The organism is Micromonospora haikouensis (genome assembly GCF_000876225.1).
Classification (GTDB): domain Bacteria; phylum Actinomycetota; class Actinomycetes; order Mycobacteriales; family Micromonosporaceae; genus Micromonospora; species Micromonospora haikouensis.
Genome location: NZ_JXSX01000001.1, coordinates 1,816,447 through 1,830,181 on the forward strand (window position 1 = coordinate 1,816,447; position 13,735 = coordinate 1,830,181).

Consider the following 13,735-nt stretch of genomic DNA (forward strand, 5'->3'; position numbering starts at 1 on the left):
GCCGGGCCGTGCCACCCGGTTGTCCTACCCCGCCCCGGTCGCCATCTCACGACCGGGCGGGGTGATCCGCGACAACCGGGTGGCCCCGGGCGGGGTCAGCCCCAGATGGCGGTGGCCCACTCCGGGTGGTCGACGAACGGGTTGCGGTTGCCCTGCCAGCGATCGTAGATGACCTGGTTGCGGCGCTTCTCGAAGGCGTCCGGCGGGTCGGCCAGGTTCCAGGCGAGCAGCACCGACAGCTTCCCGTGGTACGGGGACGTGCCGTTGGACACCGAGTTGTTGATCTCTAGGTTCGGCCAGCCGTCGTCGCCCTCGTACCGGATCGCCATATACATGATCATCCGGGCGACGTCGCCCTTGACCGCGTTGCGCGGCTCGAACGAGTCGGCGTCGGAGTAGCAGCCGGTGCACTCGGACACCCCGCTGCCCCCGGCGTCGAAGTCCTTGTTGCCGCGCGTCGAGTTGACCGAGACGTCCTCGGGGCGCAGGTGGTGCACGTCGGTGCCGGGGCCGGTGGCGGTGCCGAAGTCGCCGTGCGACTTGGCCCAGACGTGCTCGCGGTTCCAGTCGTTGGCGTCGCCGCCGTTGCTGGTCTTGCTCTGCGAGCGGCCGCTGTAGAGCAGCAGCACGTTGTTGGCGTTGGCCGGGTCCTGGTCGGTGTCCTTCAACGCCTCCCACACCTGGTCGTAGTTGAGCTTCGTCTGCGTCCTGATGATGGCGTGCAGGGAGCTGCGCAGCGCGGTGCCGGTCTTGCCGATCGCGCTGGCGTAGTACGTCGAGTCGTACGGGCCACCGCCGCCGGTCGGGCTGGGCGACGGGTTGGGCGACGCGGTGGGCGTCGGCGTCGGGCCCGGGGTGGCGCCGCCGAGGCTCATCGCGGTCGGGTTCTTCAGCCCGCCGTGGCTGAAGTACGCGGTCAGCGCCCCGGTGGCGGTGACCTGCCGGCCGCGCAGCCCCGGGTTGGTCAGCAGCCCGAAGGTGCTGCGGTAGGCGGCCGTCACCTGGACGTAGAGCATCCTGCCCGTGCCGGTCTCGGCGGCGCTGTCGGCGATGGCGATCGCCGTGTCCGCCGTGTAGCCGGAGGTGATCACCGTGGTCGTCGCCGTCGGCTGCCCGACGACGTACCCGGTGACGGTGGCCGTGCGGCCGTCCTGGGCGGCCAGCGCCTGTGCCACGGTCAGCGTGGTCGCCGCCGACGCGGAGGTGCTCGCCACGACGGGTGTCAGCACCGTGACGGCCAGTGCGAACGCCGTGATCAGCCGCCCGGATCGCGAGCGGGTGACGCTCCTTGTATTCATGGTCAGCGATGCTATCGGCGTCGGCGTGAACAGCGGGAGAGCGCCGGGAAACTTTACGGGGCCGAAATCGTCGCTGGTTGATCGACTGCATGTCGGCGACATGGCGTGATCATCCGTCCCGGACACCGCCATGTCGCCGACATCGCCCGGCCCGCCCGGCCGGCCCGGCCCGCTCGCCCGGCCCGCCCGGCCGGGCCGGGTCAGGACACCTCGCGGCGCAGCGTCCGGATCAGCCCGGCCGCCAGCGGCAGCGCCAACCAGACCAGCAGCGACACCCCCAGCCGCCCCCACTGGCCGGCGGTCACCTCCGGGCCGAGCAGCGGCTCCATGGTGCGGGCGGTGTCCAGCCAGCGGGCCGGCTCGCGCAGCGCCGCGATCATGCCGGACAGCAGCGTCCACACCGTCGGCAGCAGCAGATAGCTGACCACGGCCAGCGGGGTGCTCAGCAGCAGCAGGCCGAACGCCGCGCCCATCAGCACGTTCGTGACCTCGAACAGCACCGCGTGCAGCAGCCGGGAGCCCTCGAACGACCAGTCGGCCGCCCCGCCCGTGGCACCGGCGACCAGGTTGCCGAGCGCGGCGACGGCCAGGCTGACCAGCACCGACGCCAGCGCGGCCAGCACCACCGCGGCCAGCTTCGCGACGATCACCCGCTCCCGGCGGGGCACCAGCGCGTACGTGGTCAGCGCCGTGCGCTGGGACCACTCCGCGGTGATCGACAGGATGCCCAGCACCGGCAGGAGCAGGCCGGCGGGGAGCAGTTGTGGCACGAAGAACTCGGTGAACGTCTGCTCCTCGTCGGCCAGCACCGACAGCTGCACCACGACGAGCACGACGGAGACGAGGGCGATGCCGGCCAGCAGCCACCGGCCGGCCCGGGTGTCGGCGAGCTTGCGCAGCTCGACGGCGGTCAACCGGGTCAGCGACGGCCCGCGTACCCCCGGGTGGCGCGGCTCGGCGACGGCGGGTGCCGTGGGGACGGTCTGCGCGGTCATGCGGTGGTCTCCTTCGTGGTCGTGCCGCCGGTGAGGGTGAGGAAGAGTTGTTCCAGGCCGCCGCCACCGGCGGGGCGCAGCTCGGTGAGGGCCACCCCGGCGGCCGCCGCGGCCTGCCCGACCGGGTCGGGGTCGGCCCGCACCAGCAGGCCGCCGCCGGGGCCGGGGGTGGCGTCGAGGCCGGCGGCGGCCAGCGCCCGCCCGAGGGCCGCGCCGTCGCGCGCCCGCACCAGCGTGCCGGCGTCGGCGAGCAGCTCCTCCGTGCCGCCCTGGGCGACCACCCGGCCGCCGCCGATCACCACCAGCCGGTCGGCCACCGCCTCCACCTCCCGCAGCAGGTGGGAGGAGAGCAGCACCGTGCCGCCCCGGTCGGCGAAGTCGCGCAGCAGGCCGCGCATCCAGAAGATCCCCTCCGGGTCCAGGCCGTTGGCCGGCTCGTCCAGGACCAGCACCCGGGGGTCGCCCAGCAGCGCATGCGCCAGGCCGAGCCGCTGGCGCATCCCCAGGGAGTACGCGCCGACGCGGCGCCGGGCGGCGGCCGCGCCCAGCCCGACGAGGTCGAGCTTCACGTCGACCTCCCGCCGGGGCACTCCCATGACGGCGGCGGCGAGCGCCAGCACCTCCCGCCCCGTCCGGCCGGCGTGCTGCGCGGAGGCGTCCAGCAGCACGCCGATCTCCCGGCCCGGGTTGGCCAGCCGCCGGTACGGCACCCCGCAGACCGTGGCGGTGCCCGCCGTCGGCGGGGTCAACCCGCAGAGCATCCGCATCGTGGTGGACTTGCCCGCGCCGTTCGGGCCGAGGAAGCCGGTGACGCTGCCCGGCGCGCAGGTGAAGCTGACGTCGTCGACGGCGGTGCGCCCGCCGTACCGTTTGGTCAGGTGCGCTACTTCGATCATGGGTCGAGCCTGCCCGCGCCACCCGGCGGGGCGCTGCGGCCGGCGGTCGAGCGCCCGTCGACCTCCGGCCACGCCCGGCGTCGACTTTGGTAGCTGTCGGGCGGCCGGCGGCCCTGCCTAGCATGGGGCGATGACCAGCGCCGCCGTACCGGATCATCCCTGGCTGCTGCCGGGTGCCCTCACCGACGCGGCGTCCGGGGCGCGGCCCCGGCGGACCACCCGCGACTGGCTGGTGGACACCCACATGTTCCTGCTCGCCCTCGGCTGGGCCGTCGCCGTCGCCTGGGACGCCGCCCAGCCCGAGCCGGCGCTGGCCGGGCCGCTGCCGCACGAGTGGTTGCAGGGTCTCGACAACGTGCTCGGCCCGCTCGCCTGCGCGGCGCTCTGGCTGCGCCGCCGGTGGCCGGTCGGGCTGGCGGTGGCCACCCTGCCGCTCGGGCTGTTCTCGGCGACCGCCGGGGTCGCCCTGTTGATCATCATGTTCACGGTCGTGGTGCACCGGCCGTTCCCGCAGGCCGCGCTGGTGGTCGGCGCGAACGTGCTGACCTGCTTCAGCTACGCGGCGGTGCGCCCCGAGCGTGGGTTCGGGTTCTGGGGCGAGGTGGCCTGGGCGATCGTCTTCCTCGGCTCCGTGCTGGCCTGGGGGATGTTCGTCCGCGCCCGCCGGCAGCTCGTGCTGTCCCTGCGGGAGCGGGCCGACCGGGCCGAGGCCGAGCAGCAGTTGCGGGTCGCGCAGGCCCGGCACCTGGAGCGGACCCGGATCGCCCGGGAGATGCACGACGTGCTCGCCCACCGGATCTCGCTGCTCAGCCTGCACGCGGGGGCGCTGGAGTTCCGTCCCGACGCGCCGCCCGAGCAGGTCGCCCGGGCGGCCGGGGTGATCCGGGAGAGCGCCCACGCCGCCTTGGCGGACCTGCGCGACGTGATCGGGGTGCTCCGCGCCGACGAACCCGCCCCCGTCCCCGCCGGCCCGGACGCGCCGCCCGGCCCGGCGGTGGAACGCCCCCAGCCGACCCTGGCCGACGTTCCCGCGCTGGTCGGGGAGTCCCGGGCGGCCGGGATGCGGGTCGAGGTCGACGACGCCGTCGACGACCCCGGGGCGGTGCCCGCGGGGCTGGGGCGCACGGCGTACCGGATCGTGCAGGAGGCGCTGACCAACGCCCGCAAGCACGCGGCGGGGGCCACCGTCACCGTCCGGCTGGCCGGCGCGGCCGGGACGGGGCTGACCGTCGACGTGCGCAACCGCCGGCCGGTCGGCGGTCACCCGCTGCCGGGCCGGCCGGTCGGCGGTCACCCGCAGTCGGGCCGGCCGGTCGGCGCGGGGGAGCGGGCCGCGATCCCGGGCGCGGGGACGGGGCTGATCGGCGTCGCCGAGCGGGTCAGCCTGGCCGGCGGGCGGCTGACGCACGGGCGGGACGAGACGGGCGACTTCCGGCTGACCGCCTGGCTGCCGTGGCCGGCATGACGGGCGGGGAAGGCTCCCCGCAGCCGGTGCGGGTGCTGATCGTGGACGACGACGCCCTCGTCCGGGCCGGGCTGTCGATGATCCTCGGCGGCGCGCCGGAGCTGCGGGTCGTCGGCGAGGCCGCCGACGGCGACCAGGTGCCGGCCGCCGTCGCCGCCTGCGCGCCCGACGTGGTGCTGATGGACATCCGGATGCCCCGCGTCGACGGCCTCGCCGCCACCGAGGCGCTGCGCGCACTGCCCCGGCCGCCGGAGGTGCTGGTGCTGACCACGTTCGACGCCGACGACCAGGTGCTGCGGGCGCTGCGGGCCGGGGCGGCCGGCTTCCTGCTCAAGGACACCCCGCCCGCCGAGATCGTCCGCGCCGTGTGCCGGGTGGCGGCGGGCGAGGCCACCCTGTCGCCGACGGTCACCCGGCAACTGATCCGGCACGTCACGGCGGCCGAACCGGCCGGGGGTGACCCCCGCCGGGACCGGGCGCGGCGGCTGCTGGCCGTGCTCAGTGAGCGGGAGCGGGAGGTCGCGCTGGCGCTGGGCCGGGGCCGGACCAACGCCGAGATCTCCGCCGAGCTGTTCATGAGCGTGGCCACGGTCAAGGCGTACGTGTCCCGCCTGCTGACCAAGCTCGACCTGAACAACCGCGTCCAGGTCGCCATCCTGGTCCACGACGCGGAACTCTGAGCCCTCCGCGCCCCGATCTGGCGCCGCCGCGCGCCCTTGATCGACTCCATGTCAGCGACATTGCGTGATCATCCGCCCCGGATACCGCCACCTGACCGTCATGACTTTGGTATCGCCGCTGGTTCGTCGAACTTGGTTGTTTCACGGGGGCGGGGCGACCTGACGCTGGCCCGGATCACCACCTCCTGGACGACCTGGCGGGGGCGGGCGATCGAACCCGCCGTCCGGGAGGCGTTGCGCCGGCTGCCCGCCGACCGGCTGCCGGAGGGAACATCGGCCGTCGGCGGGTTCTGGACCCGGACGAACAACCCCGAGATCGGCCTCGTCGGCGCGGACCGGGAGCCGGTAGCCCGGCGGGTGACCTTCGTGGGCTCGATCAAGTGGCTGGAGCGGCGTGCGTTCGACGGTCACGACCTCGGGCGGCTGCTGCTGCACCGGTCGCTGCTGCCCGGCGCGGACGAGCGGACGGAACTGGTCGCGGTGTCGCGCGCCGGGGTCGACGTGGACGGGGTGCGGGCGCTGTCGGCGGAGGATCTGCTGACCGCCTACCGCGATTGAACTCATCGCCCCCGCGCGCCGTACCACTGCGCGAGGATGTGGTGCGGCGGGTCGGCCGCACCGCTGCCGAGCTGCGGGAGGCCTGCCGTGCGAGTTGGTGAGCAGTCGACGGATCCCATCGACCAAGTGCTGGGTGAGGTGCCGGTCCCGGCGTCCCTGACACCCGAGGACGTCCGGCTCGCGGTCCGGGCGGTGGTGGTGCACACCGCGGAGGAGTGGCCGTCGGGGGCGTTGTGCCGCAACGACGGAGCGTCGTACCCCTGCCGGTTGCACCGCTGGGGCCGGCGGGTGCTGGAGGCCCACGGCCTCAACGGGCGTCAGATCGACGCCCTGATCCGGCACGGGAACCCGTTCGTGCACGTGCCGTTCCCGTTCACGGCGACCGGTCCGTCGCGCGCCGACCGGCCCGCCGCCCACCCGGCGGCCACGCAGTCCGGGCGGGGCGCGACGCCCCCGGGCCGCGCCGCCAACCCGGGCGGGCGTACGCCCATGCCGCCGGGCCGGGTCTCCGCGTCCGGCGGACGGATGCCGACACCGCCGGGGCGCATGCCGACGCCCCCGGGGCGCATGCCGACACCTCCCGGGCGGGTGCCGACACCGCCGGGGCGGGTGCCGACACCCCCTGGACGGGTGCCCCCTGCGCCTGGGCGGGTCTCCGTGCCCACCGGGCGGCCCGTGGTCCGGCCCGGCCTGCCCAGCCGGCCGGTGCCGCCCAACGCCGCCGCGCCGCGCTGGCCTCGGGCGAGCTGACGGGGAACGTCGCGTCGGCCCGGTCGTGGGGGTTGCCCCTCGCGACCGGGCCGTTTCCGCTCCGACCCGCTGCGAAAGACCCCATCCGGGTACGCATCGCGATCGGCCTGGACTCGCGGAGGCTCCCGTCGGCTCCGACCCTGGAAGATCCCGCCCCCGGAGGGGCCGACTGCTCCCAGGATCGCTTGTCTCCAGGACAGTGCGGGGGTGCGGCGTGGTCAGGTCGTGCCCGATCACGGATCGAGTGGCCTCCCGCCGCCAGTGACGCCACTCTCCCCTGATCGAGCGCGATCGGGGATCCCACGGCAGGACGATGCGGGGTCGCGTCGGGTCGTACGGAGGGTGATCCCCGAGGTGGCGGCGGCTGGCGGTAACGTCAGCGGGGGCTCGGGGAGGTGGCTGGTGGCGCGCGGTGGTGTCTTCTGTGTCGAGGGGCAGTGGCACCGTGACCTCAACGAACGCGGTTCGGTCCTGCCGACCCTGGAACTCCTCGAACGGCTGGGCAAGATCCGCTTCATCCACAAGGACGCGGCGACCCGCGACGAGCTGTTCTACTTCCTCGACCGCTGGCTGCTCAAGCAGTACGCCGACTACCGGGTGGGCTTCTTCGCCATGCACGGCGAGCCGAGCCGCCTCTGCCTCACCGACTGGGACTCGGTCGACCTCTCCGACGTCGCCGAGCGGATGGCCGGCCGCTGCGACGGCCGCCGGCTCTACTTCGGCAGCTGCTCGGTGCTGCGGGCGTCCGACGCCGCGCTGCGCGACTTCCTCGACGAGACCGGCGCGGCGCTGATCTGCGGGTTCACCCGGGAGGTCGACTGGGTGGAGTCTGCGGCCTTCGAGACCGTGCTGCTCGACGTGCTGGCCAACGGGCAGCGGCACAACGCCGCCGAGCTGCGGATGGGCTCGGCGCACTGGGCGCCGCTGGCGGCGTACCTGGGCTTCCGGGTGATCTACGCCAACGGCCGGGCCTGGCGGCCCACGGTGCGTCCCCGGGTGCCCGCCCAGCCGGCGGCCGGGCGGAGCACCGCCCGGCCGAGCTGACGGCGCTGCTGGTAGAAACGGGTATGGCACGCAGCATCGCGAGCAACACCCGGGTCGACCGGGCCGCCCTGATCGATTTCATCCGTCCCCGGCACCGGGTCCTGCTGATGACCACCCGGTCCGACGGCCGCCCCCAGTCCTCCCCGGTGGCGTGCGGGGTGGACCCCGAGGGCCGGCTGGTGATCTCCACCTACCCCGAGCGGGCGAAGGCCCGCAACATCCGGCGGGACCCGCGCGTCTCGGCCTGCGTGCTCTCCGACGACTGGGACGGGCCGTGGGTGCAGGTGGACGGCACCGCCGAGGTGCTCGACCTGCCCGAGGCGCTGGAACCGCTGGTCGCATACTTCCGCAGCATCGCCGGCGAGCACCCCGACTGGGACGAGTACCGGGCGGCGATGGTCCGGCAGGGCAAGTCGCTGATCCGGGTCACCATCGACGGCTGGGGCCCGATCGCCACCGGCGGCTTCCCGGCCCGCCTCGCCGACTGAAGCCGGCGGGCTCAGTAGCCGGCGGTGAAGCGCATGTTCTCGAAGCGCGGGTTCTCGATCTCGTCGACGACGGCGACGGCCAGGTCCTCGTAGCTCAGGGCCGCGCGTCCCCGCTCGTCGGTCACCGGCTCGTCGAGGCCGGTGCGGTAGTGGCCGGTGCGCTCACCGGGGTGGAACTCCAGCGGCGGCGGGGAGACGTACGTCCAGGTGACCCCGTCGGCAGCCGAGCGGTACCAGGCCAGGGCGTCGGCCTGGCCCAGGGCGGAGTCCCGGTATTCCTCGGGGAAGTCGGGCTCCTCCAGGTACGGGGTGCCCCCCGGCGTCAGCAGGGTCGCCCCGCCGCCGACGTGGATGATCCGGGGCGGGTTCGGCACCTCCCGCAGCACGGTGACGAGATTCTCGGCCGCGTCCCGCCACAGCGCCCGGCCCTCGTCGCCGCCCACGGCGACGACCATCACGTCGGCGGCCGGGGCCAGCTCCCGCACGCTGTGCGCCGAGGTGACGTCCCCGGTCACCAGGTCGACCCCGGCCGGCAGGTAGCTGGTCGCCTCGGGGCGGCGTACGGCTGCGGTCACCCGGTGGCCCCGGGCGACCGCCTCGGCGGTGATCCGCGACCCCGCCGTGCCCCCGGCGCCGAACACCACGACGTTGCTCATGGCCCCAGGCTAGGAGCCGGCCGGGCCCGGCGGTGCCGTTCCGGCGATCCCGGCCGCGCTTCCCCGGCGTCGACGACGGGGCGGGCGGCGGGCCCACCGACCCGGCTCAGTCGACCAGGGCGGAGTAGACGAGCTGGCGCAGCTGGGGCCGCAGCGGATGGGTGCTCGACGGCATGAGCTGGGTGAACAGCATGGCGGTGACCTCCTCCGCCGGGTCGACCCAGAACGCGGTGCTGGCCATCCCGCCCCAGTAGTATTCGCCGGCGCTGCTCGGCACCCGGGACGGGACCGGGTCCTGCACCACGGCGAAGCCGAGGCCGAAGCCGATGCCGTCGAGGACCGTCTCGGCGAAGCCGGTCGGCGAGTACGAGGCCAGGTCGCGGCCGTCGGGCAGGTGGTTGCGGGTCATGAAGCGCACCGTGCGGGGCCCGAGCAGGCGTACGCCGTCCAGCTCCCCGCCGCGCAGCAGGAACTGGGTGAACCGGTGGTAGTCGGCGGCGGTGGAGACCAGCCCGCCGCCACCGGAGAGGAAGTCGGGTGCGGTCAGCGCGAGCCGGCCGAGCGCGTCGGCGCGGATGGCCTGCCCGGTCGCGGGGTGCGGGAAGTAGAGCGCGGCGAGCCGCTTGGCGTCGGCCTCCTCGACCCACCAGCCGGTGTCGGTCATGCCCAGCGGCCGGAAGATGCGTGCGGCGAGGAACTCGTCGAGGCGCTGCCCGGAGACGACCTCGATCAGCCGGCCGAGCACGTCGGTGGAGACCCCGTAGTTCCAGCCGGTGCCGGGCTGGAACAGCAGCGGCAGCCGGGCCAGCCCCTGGCTGGCGGCTGCCAGGTCGGCCCCGACGGGCACGCCGAGGTCGAAGCCGGCCGCCCGGTAGAGCCCGTCGACGACGGAGACCTGGGCGAAGCCGTACGTCAGGCCGGACATGTGGGTCAGCAGGTGCCAGATCCGGATCGGCTCGACCGCCGGCACCGTGTACGGCTTGGTCACCGGCCCCTTGTCGTAGACCCGGACGTCGGCGAACTCGGGCAGCCAGCGGCCGATCGGGTCGGTGAGCTCGAAGCGGCCCTCCTCCCACAGCATCATCGCCGCGACGGAGGTGATCGGCTTGGTCATCGAGTAGACGCGCCAGATGGTGTCCGGTTCGACCGGCAGCCCGGCCTCCCGGTCGCGCATGCCGTAGGTGGCGGAGTGGGCGATCTCGCCCCGGCGGGTGACGACGATCTGCCAGCCGGCGAGCCGGCCGTCGTCGACGTACCTGCCGAAGTGCTCGTCGATCCGCGCCAGCCGGGCGGGGTCGAAGCCGATGCGGTCGGGGTCGGTGCGCAGGGCCAGGCTCACCCACCGAACCTACTAGCCGGTACGCGCCGCGCGGAAGACGTCGGTGGCCGCCGTTAGGCTGGCCGGGTGCCGGAGCCCACCGAGGACGCGACCTTCCGCCACGACGACTGGTACGCCGAGGACCTGGCCGACCGGCACTTCGTGCGCTGCGAGTTCTTCCACGTCGACCTGACCGAGGCGGTCAGCCGGGGTGCGGTCTTCACCGAGTGCGTCTTCGGCAACGTGGCGTTCAACGCCTCCCGCCACGTCGACTCGGCCTTCACCCGCTGCGTGTTCAAGCGGTGCAACCTGTTCGAGGCCGAGTTCACGGGCTGCAAGCTGGTCGGCAGCAGCTTCGACCAGTGCGACCTGCGGCCGTTGCGGGTCGACGGCGGCGACTGGTCGTTCGTGGCGCTGCCCGGTGCCGACCTGCGCGGGGTGCGCCTGACCGACGTCCGGATGCGCGAGGCGGACCTGGCCGGTGCCGATCTGACCGGTGCCACGGTGACCGGCGTCGACCTCTCCGGCGCCCAGTTGCACGGCTCCCGCCTGCTGCGCGCCGACCTGCGGGGCAGCGACCTGTCGGCGCTGGATCCGACGACGGTGCAGCGGGCCGGCGCGCTGATCGACGCCGAGCAGGCGGTGCTGCTGGCGCGGGCCCTCGGCTTCCAGGTGGGCTGACCGGCGGCTCGACCGGGGCCCGCCCCGGTTCGTGGACTTCGCCGCTTTCGCGCTTAACGTGACCTCCAGTACGCTCAGCGCAGCCGGCGGCGCCACCACCGCCTCGGCGCGTCGCGGTGCGCCCTGCCTGTCTCGCCGCGACGTCGGCGCCCGTCCGGCTGACCCCCGCCGACGTTCCCGCGCCCGTCCGGTGAACCGGCACCGTGGCGCAGCCCGCCCGGTCGCCGGTGATCCGGTCGTGCGCCGGTCCCTACCGGACGGTAACGAAGTGGAAACGCCCGGCGGGACACCCCTGGCGTCCGGGCGGGGGTGGTGCCAACGTGATACGGCTCACGCCGGTGTGCGGCGGTCGCCGGGACCGGGACACCGGGTGGGGAGTGGAGGCCAGGTGGCGCAGGAAGACCTCACGCGGGGCGTCGGCCCTGGTGGACGGGGGGTGCCCGACCCGCCGTACCGGGTCGGGGAGCCGGCCGACGGCCGGACGCGCTCGGAGCAGCGTCGGCTGGCCCGGGCCCGGCAGCGCCGGCGGTGGGCGGTCGAGGGCCTGGTGGTGCTCGCCTGTCTCGTCGCCCTCGGGGTGTACGCCGCCGCGCCGGGCGGCCCCGCCGCCGGGCCGGACGACGAGGCCGTGCTGCCGGCCCCCGCGGGCCGGCCCAGCGGCGGGTTCCCGGTGGTGGACCGCCCAGGCTCGCCGGCCGACGCGGCCACGCCCGGCCTGCGTCCCCGGCAGCGGACCCCGACCGCCCCGCCGCCGTCGCCGTCGAGTCCGGTGGCGCCGCAACCGGCGGCGGTCCACCTCGACGTCGCCCAGGCCGACGTGCCGGCCGACGTCGACCTGACCGCGGCGGGCACCCGGGACTGGGTCCACTGGGGACTGCGGGGGGCCGACTCGACGGTCCGCAAGCGCGACGGTTCGGGGGAGATCGCCGACGAGGGCGGCCGTGGTGACCGGGTCGGCCACGACGTCAGCCCGGAGACGTTCAGCTGGCGCGACGGTTCGCCGGTGACGTCGTCCACGGCGACCACGACCGGCGTCTCCGCCTGCGGCGTCGGCAGCGGCTTCGCGCTCGCCGTGGACGGCGGGGGTGAGGCCCGCACCGTGCGCCTCTACGCCGGCCTGTGGATGGCGCGCGGCCGGCTGGAGGCGCGGCTGTCCAGCGGCGGCGCCACGACCGTCCGCCGGCTGGAGGATCCGCACACCACGCACACCGCCGAGTTCACCGTGCGGTTCCGGGCCCCGAAGGGGGCGAAGCTGCTGCTCACCTGGACCGTCGAGGCCACCTTCGGCGGGTGCGGCAACGTCAACCTGCAGGCGGTGGCGCTGCGCTGAGCCGGTTCCGGGTGGTCGGCGCCTACCCGCCGGTCGGGACAGTTTGTCCGTCATGCCGCCTCTGGACGGTCGTAGGTTGTCCGCTGACCTGGTCCGTCCGTCCTCTGTGGAGGCTTGCCCGATGAGCAGCACCGCCACCCCCACCCGTGCCGTCCGTTCCGCAGCCGTCCCCGGTGCCCGCGAGGAGTCCGGGGACGGGCTGTGGGACATTCCACTGCCGCCGTACGTGACGGGGGAGGACGCCCAGTTCGCGGTGCGGGCGGTCGTGGTGCACGCCCCCCGGCGCTGGTCCGGCGGGACGGTCTGCCGCAACGACGCCAGCCCACACCCCTGCCGGCTGCACCGCTGGGGCCGGCGGGTGCTCGCCCTGCGCGGCCTGCGGGCCGCCGAGATAGACCTGCTGATCGAGCGGGGCGACCCGGCCGCCACGGTGCGCCCGCCGGACCGCCCCGGCGCCTGACGCGCCCGTCGATCCGTGGGGCGCCCGTGGGCCCGGGCCCCTTCCTCCGCACCCGGAAGGGGCCCGGGCCGGTCTGACAGGTGACGCCTCCACCCGTTCGGGGCCTGCGGCGCAACGCTGCATGCGCTGATGCTGCCATGGAGAATTCTGCCGGCCAACCCCATCGGGCGAAGGTTAGTGCCGAATCGGGAGGTGCCGGGGGTTCCCGGCGGCGCAGGCGGGCGTCTTTCGTCCCGGTCCTGCGCCCGTCGGCCGGGTCAGGCGGTCCTCGGTGCGGGGCCGGTGGGCTCCTCCGGGTCGGCGCGGTAGTGCGGGTTGCGCCGCACCACGAGCGGTGCCGCGAGGGCGGCCAGCGCGCCACCGAGCAGCGGGAAGACGACGAACACCCACAGCTGCCGCAGGGCCGCGCCACCCTCGAACACCGCCGGGCCGAACGACCGGGCCGGGTTGACCGAGGCGCCGTCGAGGGTCAGGCCGACGGCGATGCAGGCTGCGAGGGCCAGCCCGATCGCCAGCCCCGCGAACCCGGCATGCTCGGCCCGACTGGTCACCACCAGCACGACGAGGACGAACAGGAACGTCAGCACCGTCTCCAGCACGGCCGCGCCGCCCAGGTTGATGTGCGCGCCGTAGCCGTTGGTGCCGAGCGCGCCGGTCTGGTCCACCACGCCGCCCCACCGGGTCAGCCCCCAGATGATCAAAGCGGACACCGTGGCACCGGCGAACTGCGTGATCCAGTACGCCACCGCGCCGACCGGGGAGATCTTTCCCGACAGCAGCACCCCCAGGGTCACCGCCGGGTTGACGTGGCAGCCCGAGAGCGGGCCGATGGTGTAGACCAGCGCCAGCACGATGAAGCCGAAGGTCAGGGCGACCACCACCACGCCGCCCTGGACCTGGGCGAAGACCGCGCTGCCCACGCCGAAGAAGACCAGCAGCAGGGTGCCGACGAACTCGGCCGCGTACCGCCTCGCGTCGTCCATGGCTTCAGCCTAGGGAGCATCCGGGCAGCTCGGAGCCGGTTCCGCCGCAAGGGGTGATCGAACTCGTTCCATTTGACGGATGCGGCCGCAGCGGGCACGGTGGGTGCAGGGGCGTGTGCCGAGCAGCCCCGTT

At 74.8% G+C, this 13,735-nt stretch carries 15 protein-coding genes; 9 read left to right on the forward strand and 6 right to left on the reverse strand.

Annotated features, from left to right (window positions below):
- Nucleotides 1-95: 95 nt before the first annotated feature.
- The 3 genes from TK50_RS07985 to TK50_RS07995 form a co-directional block, all read right to left on the reverse strand.
- Nucleotides 96-1,298, reverse strand: a complete 1,203-nt coding sequence (locus TK50_RS07985) for an endonuclease (protein ID WP_043962144.1) — start codon at nucleotides 1,296-1,298, stop codon at nucleotides 96-98.
- A gap of 200 nt (nucleotides 1,299-1,498) precedes the next feature.
- Nucleotides 1,499-2,293, reverse strand: coding sequence for a hypothetical protein (locus tag TK50_RS07990; RefSeq protein ID WP_043962145.1), 795 nt, complete (start codon nucleotides 2,291-2,293; stop codon nucleotides 1,499-1,501).
- Nucleotides 2,290-3,189, reverse strand: coding sequence for an ABC transporter ATP-binding protein (locus TK50_RS07995; protein WP_043962146.1), 900 nt, complete (start codon nucleotides 3,187-3,189; stop codon nucleotides 2,290-2,292). The genes TK50_RS07990 and TK50_RS07995 overlap by 4 nt, the downstream gene beginning before the upstream one ends.
- Before the next feature lie 130 nt (nucleotides 3,190-3,319).
- Here TK50_RS07995 and TK50_RS08000 point away from each other — a divergent pair, with 130 nt between their 5' ends.
- The 6 genes from TK50_RS08000 to TK50_RS08025 all read left to right on the forward strand — a co-directional run bounded on the left by TK50_RS08000 (nucleotide 3,320) and on the right by TK50_RS08025 (nucleotide 8,174).
- On the forward strand, nucleotides 3,320-4,654 hold the full coding sequence (locus TK50_RS08000) for a sensor histidine kinase (protein WP_043962147.1): 1,335 nt from the start codon (nucleotides 3,320-3,322) through the stop codon (nucleotides 4,652-4,654).
- Nucleotides 4,633-5,334, forward strand: coding sequence for a response regulator (locus TK50_RS08005; protein WP_043964088.1), 702 nt, complete (start codon nucleotides 4,633-4,635; stop codon nucleotides 5,332-5,334). The genes TK50_RS08000 and TK50_RS08005 overlap by 22 nt, the downstream gene beginning before the upstream one ends.
- A 132-nt stretch (nucleotides 5,335-5,466) precedes the next feature.
- Nucleotides 5,467-5,892, forward strand: a complete 426-nt coding sequence (locus TK50_RS08010) for a DUF234 domain-containing protein (RefSeq protein WP_043962148.1) — start codon at nucleotides 5,467-5,469, stop codon at nucleotides 5,890-5,892.
- 126 nt (nucleotides 5,893-6,018) lie between these two features.
- On the forward strand, nucleotides 6,019-6,642 hold the full coding sequence (locus tag TK50_RS34785) for a ribosomal eL19 family protein (protein ID WP_229403914.1): 624 nt from the start codon (nucleotides 6,019-6,021) through the stop codon (nucleotides 6,640-6,642).
- Nucleotides 6,643-7,044: 402 nt separating this feature from the next.
- Nucleotides 7,045-7,686: a DUF6642 family protein gene (locus tag TK50_RS08020; protein ID WP_043962150.1), complete on the forward strand. Its 642-nt coding sequence runs from the start codon at nucleotides 7,045-7,047 to the stop codon at nucleotides 7,684-7,686.
- Between the two features lie 23 nt (nucleotides 7,687-7,709).
- Nucleotides 7,710-8,174 (forward strand): PPOX class F420-dependent oxidoreductase, encoded by a 465-nt coding sequence (locus tag TK50_RS08025; RefSeq protein ID WP_043962151.1) that lies wholly within the window; start codon nucleotides 7,710-7,712, stop codon nucleotides 8,172-8,174.
- Between the two features lie 11 nt (nucleotides 8,175-8,185).
- Here TK50_RS08025 and TK50_RS08030 read toward each other — a convergent pair whose 3' ends face one another.
- The gene (locus tag TK50_RS08030) at nucleotides 8,186-8,830 is read right to left on the reverse strand and encodes an NAD(P)-dependent oxidoreductase (protein ID WP_043962152.1); all 645 of its coding nucleotides are present in this window, start codon (nucleotides 8,828-8,830) and stop codon (nucleotides 8,186-8,188) included.
- Nucleotides 8,831-8,936: 106 nt separating this feature from the next.
- On the reverse strand, nucleotides 8,937-10,163 hold the full coding sequence (locus TK50_RS08035) for a serine hydrolase domain-containing protein (RefSeq protein ID WP_374199614.1): 1,227 nt from the start codon (nucleotides 10,161-10,163) through the stop codon (nucleotides 8,937-8,939).
- 72 nt (nucleotides 10,164-10,235) lie between these two features.
- Here TK50_RS08035 and TK50_RS08040 point away from each other — a divergent pair, with 72 nt between their 5' ends.
- The 3 genes from TK50_RS08040 (at nucleotide 10,236) to TK50_RS08050 (ending at nucleotide 12,619) form a co-directional block, all read left to right on the forward strand.
- Entirely contained in the window at nucleotides 10,236-10,829 is a 594-nt protein-coding gene (locus TK50_RS08040; protein WP_043962154.1) for a pentapeptide repeat-containing protein, read from the forward strand.
- 388 nt (nucleotides 10,830-11,217) lie between these two features.
- Nucleotides 11,218-12,159: a hypothetical protein gene (locus TK50_RS08045; protein WP_229403917.1), complete on the forward strand. Its 942-nt coding sequence runs from the start codon at nucleotides 11,218-11,220 to the stop codon at nucleotides 12,157-12,159.
- A 121-nt stretch (nucleotides 12,160-12,280) separates the two neighbouring features.
- Nucleotides 12,281-12,619 (forward strand): hypothetical protein, encoded by a 339-nt coding sequence (locus TK50_RS08050; RefSeq protein ID WP_043962156.1) that lies wholly within the window; start codon nucleotides 12,281-12,283, stop codon nucleotides 12,617-12,619.
- A 257-nt stretch (nucleotides 12,620-12,876) separates the two neighbouring features.
- On the opposite strand, the gene TK50_RS08055 is transcribed toward TK50_RS08050, so the two are convergent.
- A complete protein-coding gene (locus TK50_RS08055; protein WP_043962157.1) occupies nucleotides 12,877-13,602 on the reverse strand; it encodes an MIP/aquaporin family protein in 726 nt (241 codons plus the stop codon).
- Nucleotides 13,603-13,735: the final 133 nt, after the last annotated feature.

Coding starts and splice junctions, on each gene's coding strand:
- TK50_RS07985 (WP_043962144.1), bottom strand. CDS start 1,298: ATGAATACAAGGAGCGTCACCCGCTCGCGATCCGGGCGGCTGATCACG.
- TK50_RS07990 (WP_043962145.1), bottom strand. CDS start 2,293: ATGACCGCGCAGACCGTCCCCACGGCACCCGCCGTCGCCGAGCCGCGC.
- TK50_RS07995 (WP_043962146.1), bottom strand. CDS start 3,189: ATGATCGAAGTAGCGCACCTGACCAAACGGTACGGCGGGCGCACCGCC.
- TK50_RS08000 (WP_043962147.1), top strand. CDS start 3,320: ATGACCAGCGCCGCCGTACCGGATCATCCCTGGCTGCTGCCGGGTGCC.
- TK50_RS08025 (WP_043962151.1), top strand. CDS start 7,710: ATGGCACGCAGCATCGCGAGCAACACCCGGGTCGACCGGGCCGCCCTG.
- TK50_RS08030 (WP_043962152.1), bottom strand. CDS start 8,830: ATGAGCAACGTCGTGGTGTTCGGCGCCGGGGGCACGGCGGGGTCGCGG.
- TK50_RS08050 (WP_043962156.1), top strand. CDS start 12,281: ATGAGCAGCACCGCCACCCCCACCCGTGCCGTCCGTTCCGCAGCCGTC.
- TK50_RS08055 (WP_043962157.1), bottom strand. CDS start 13,602: ATGGACGACGCGAGGCGGTACGCGGCCGAGTTCGTCGGCACCCTGCTG.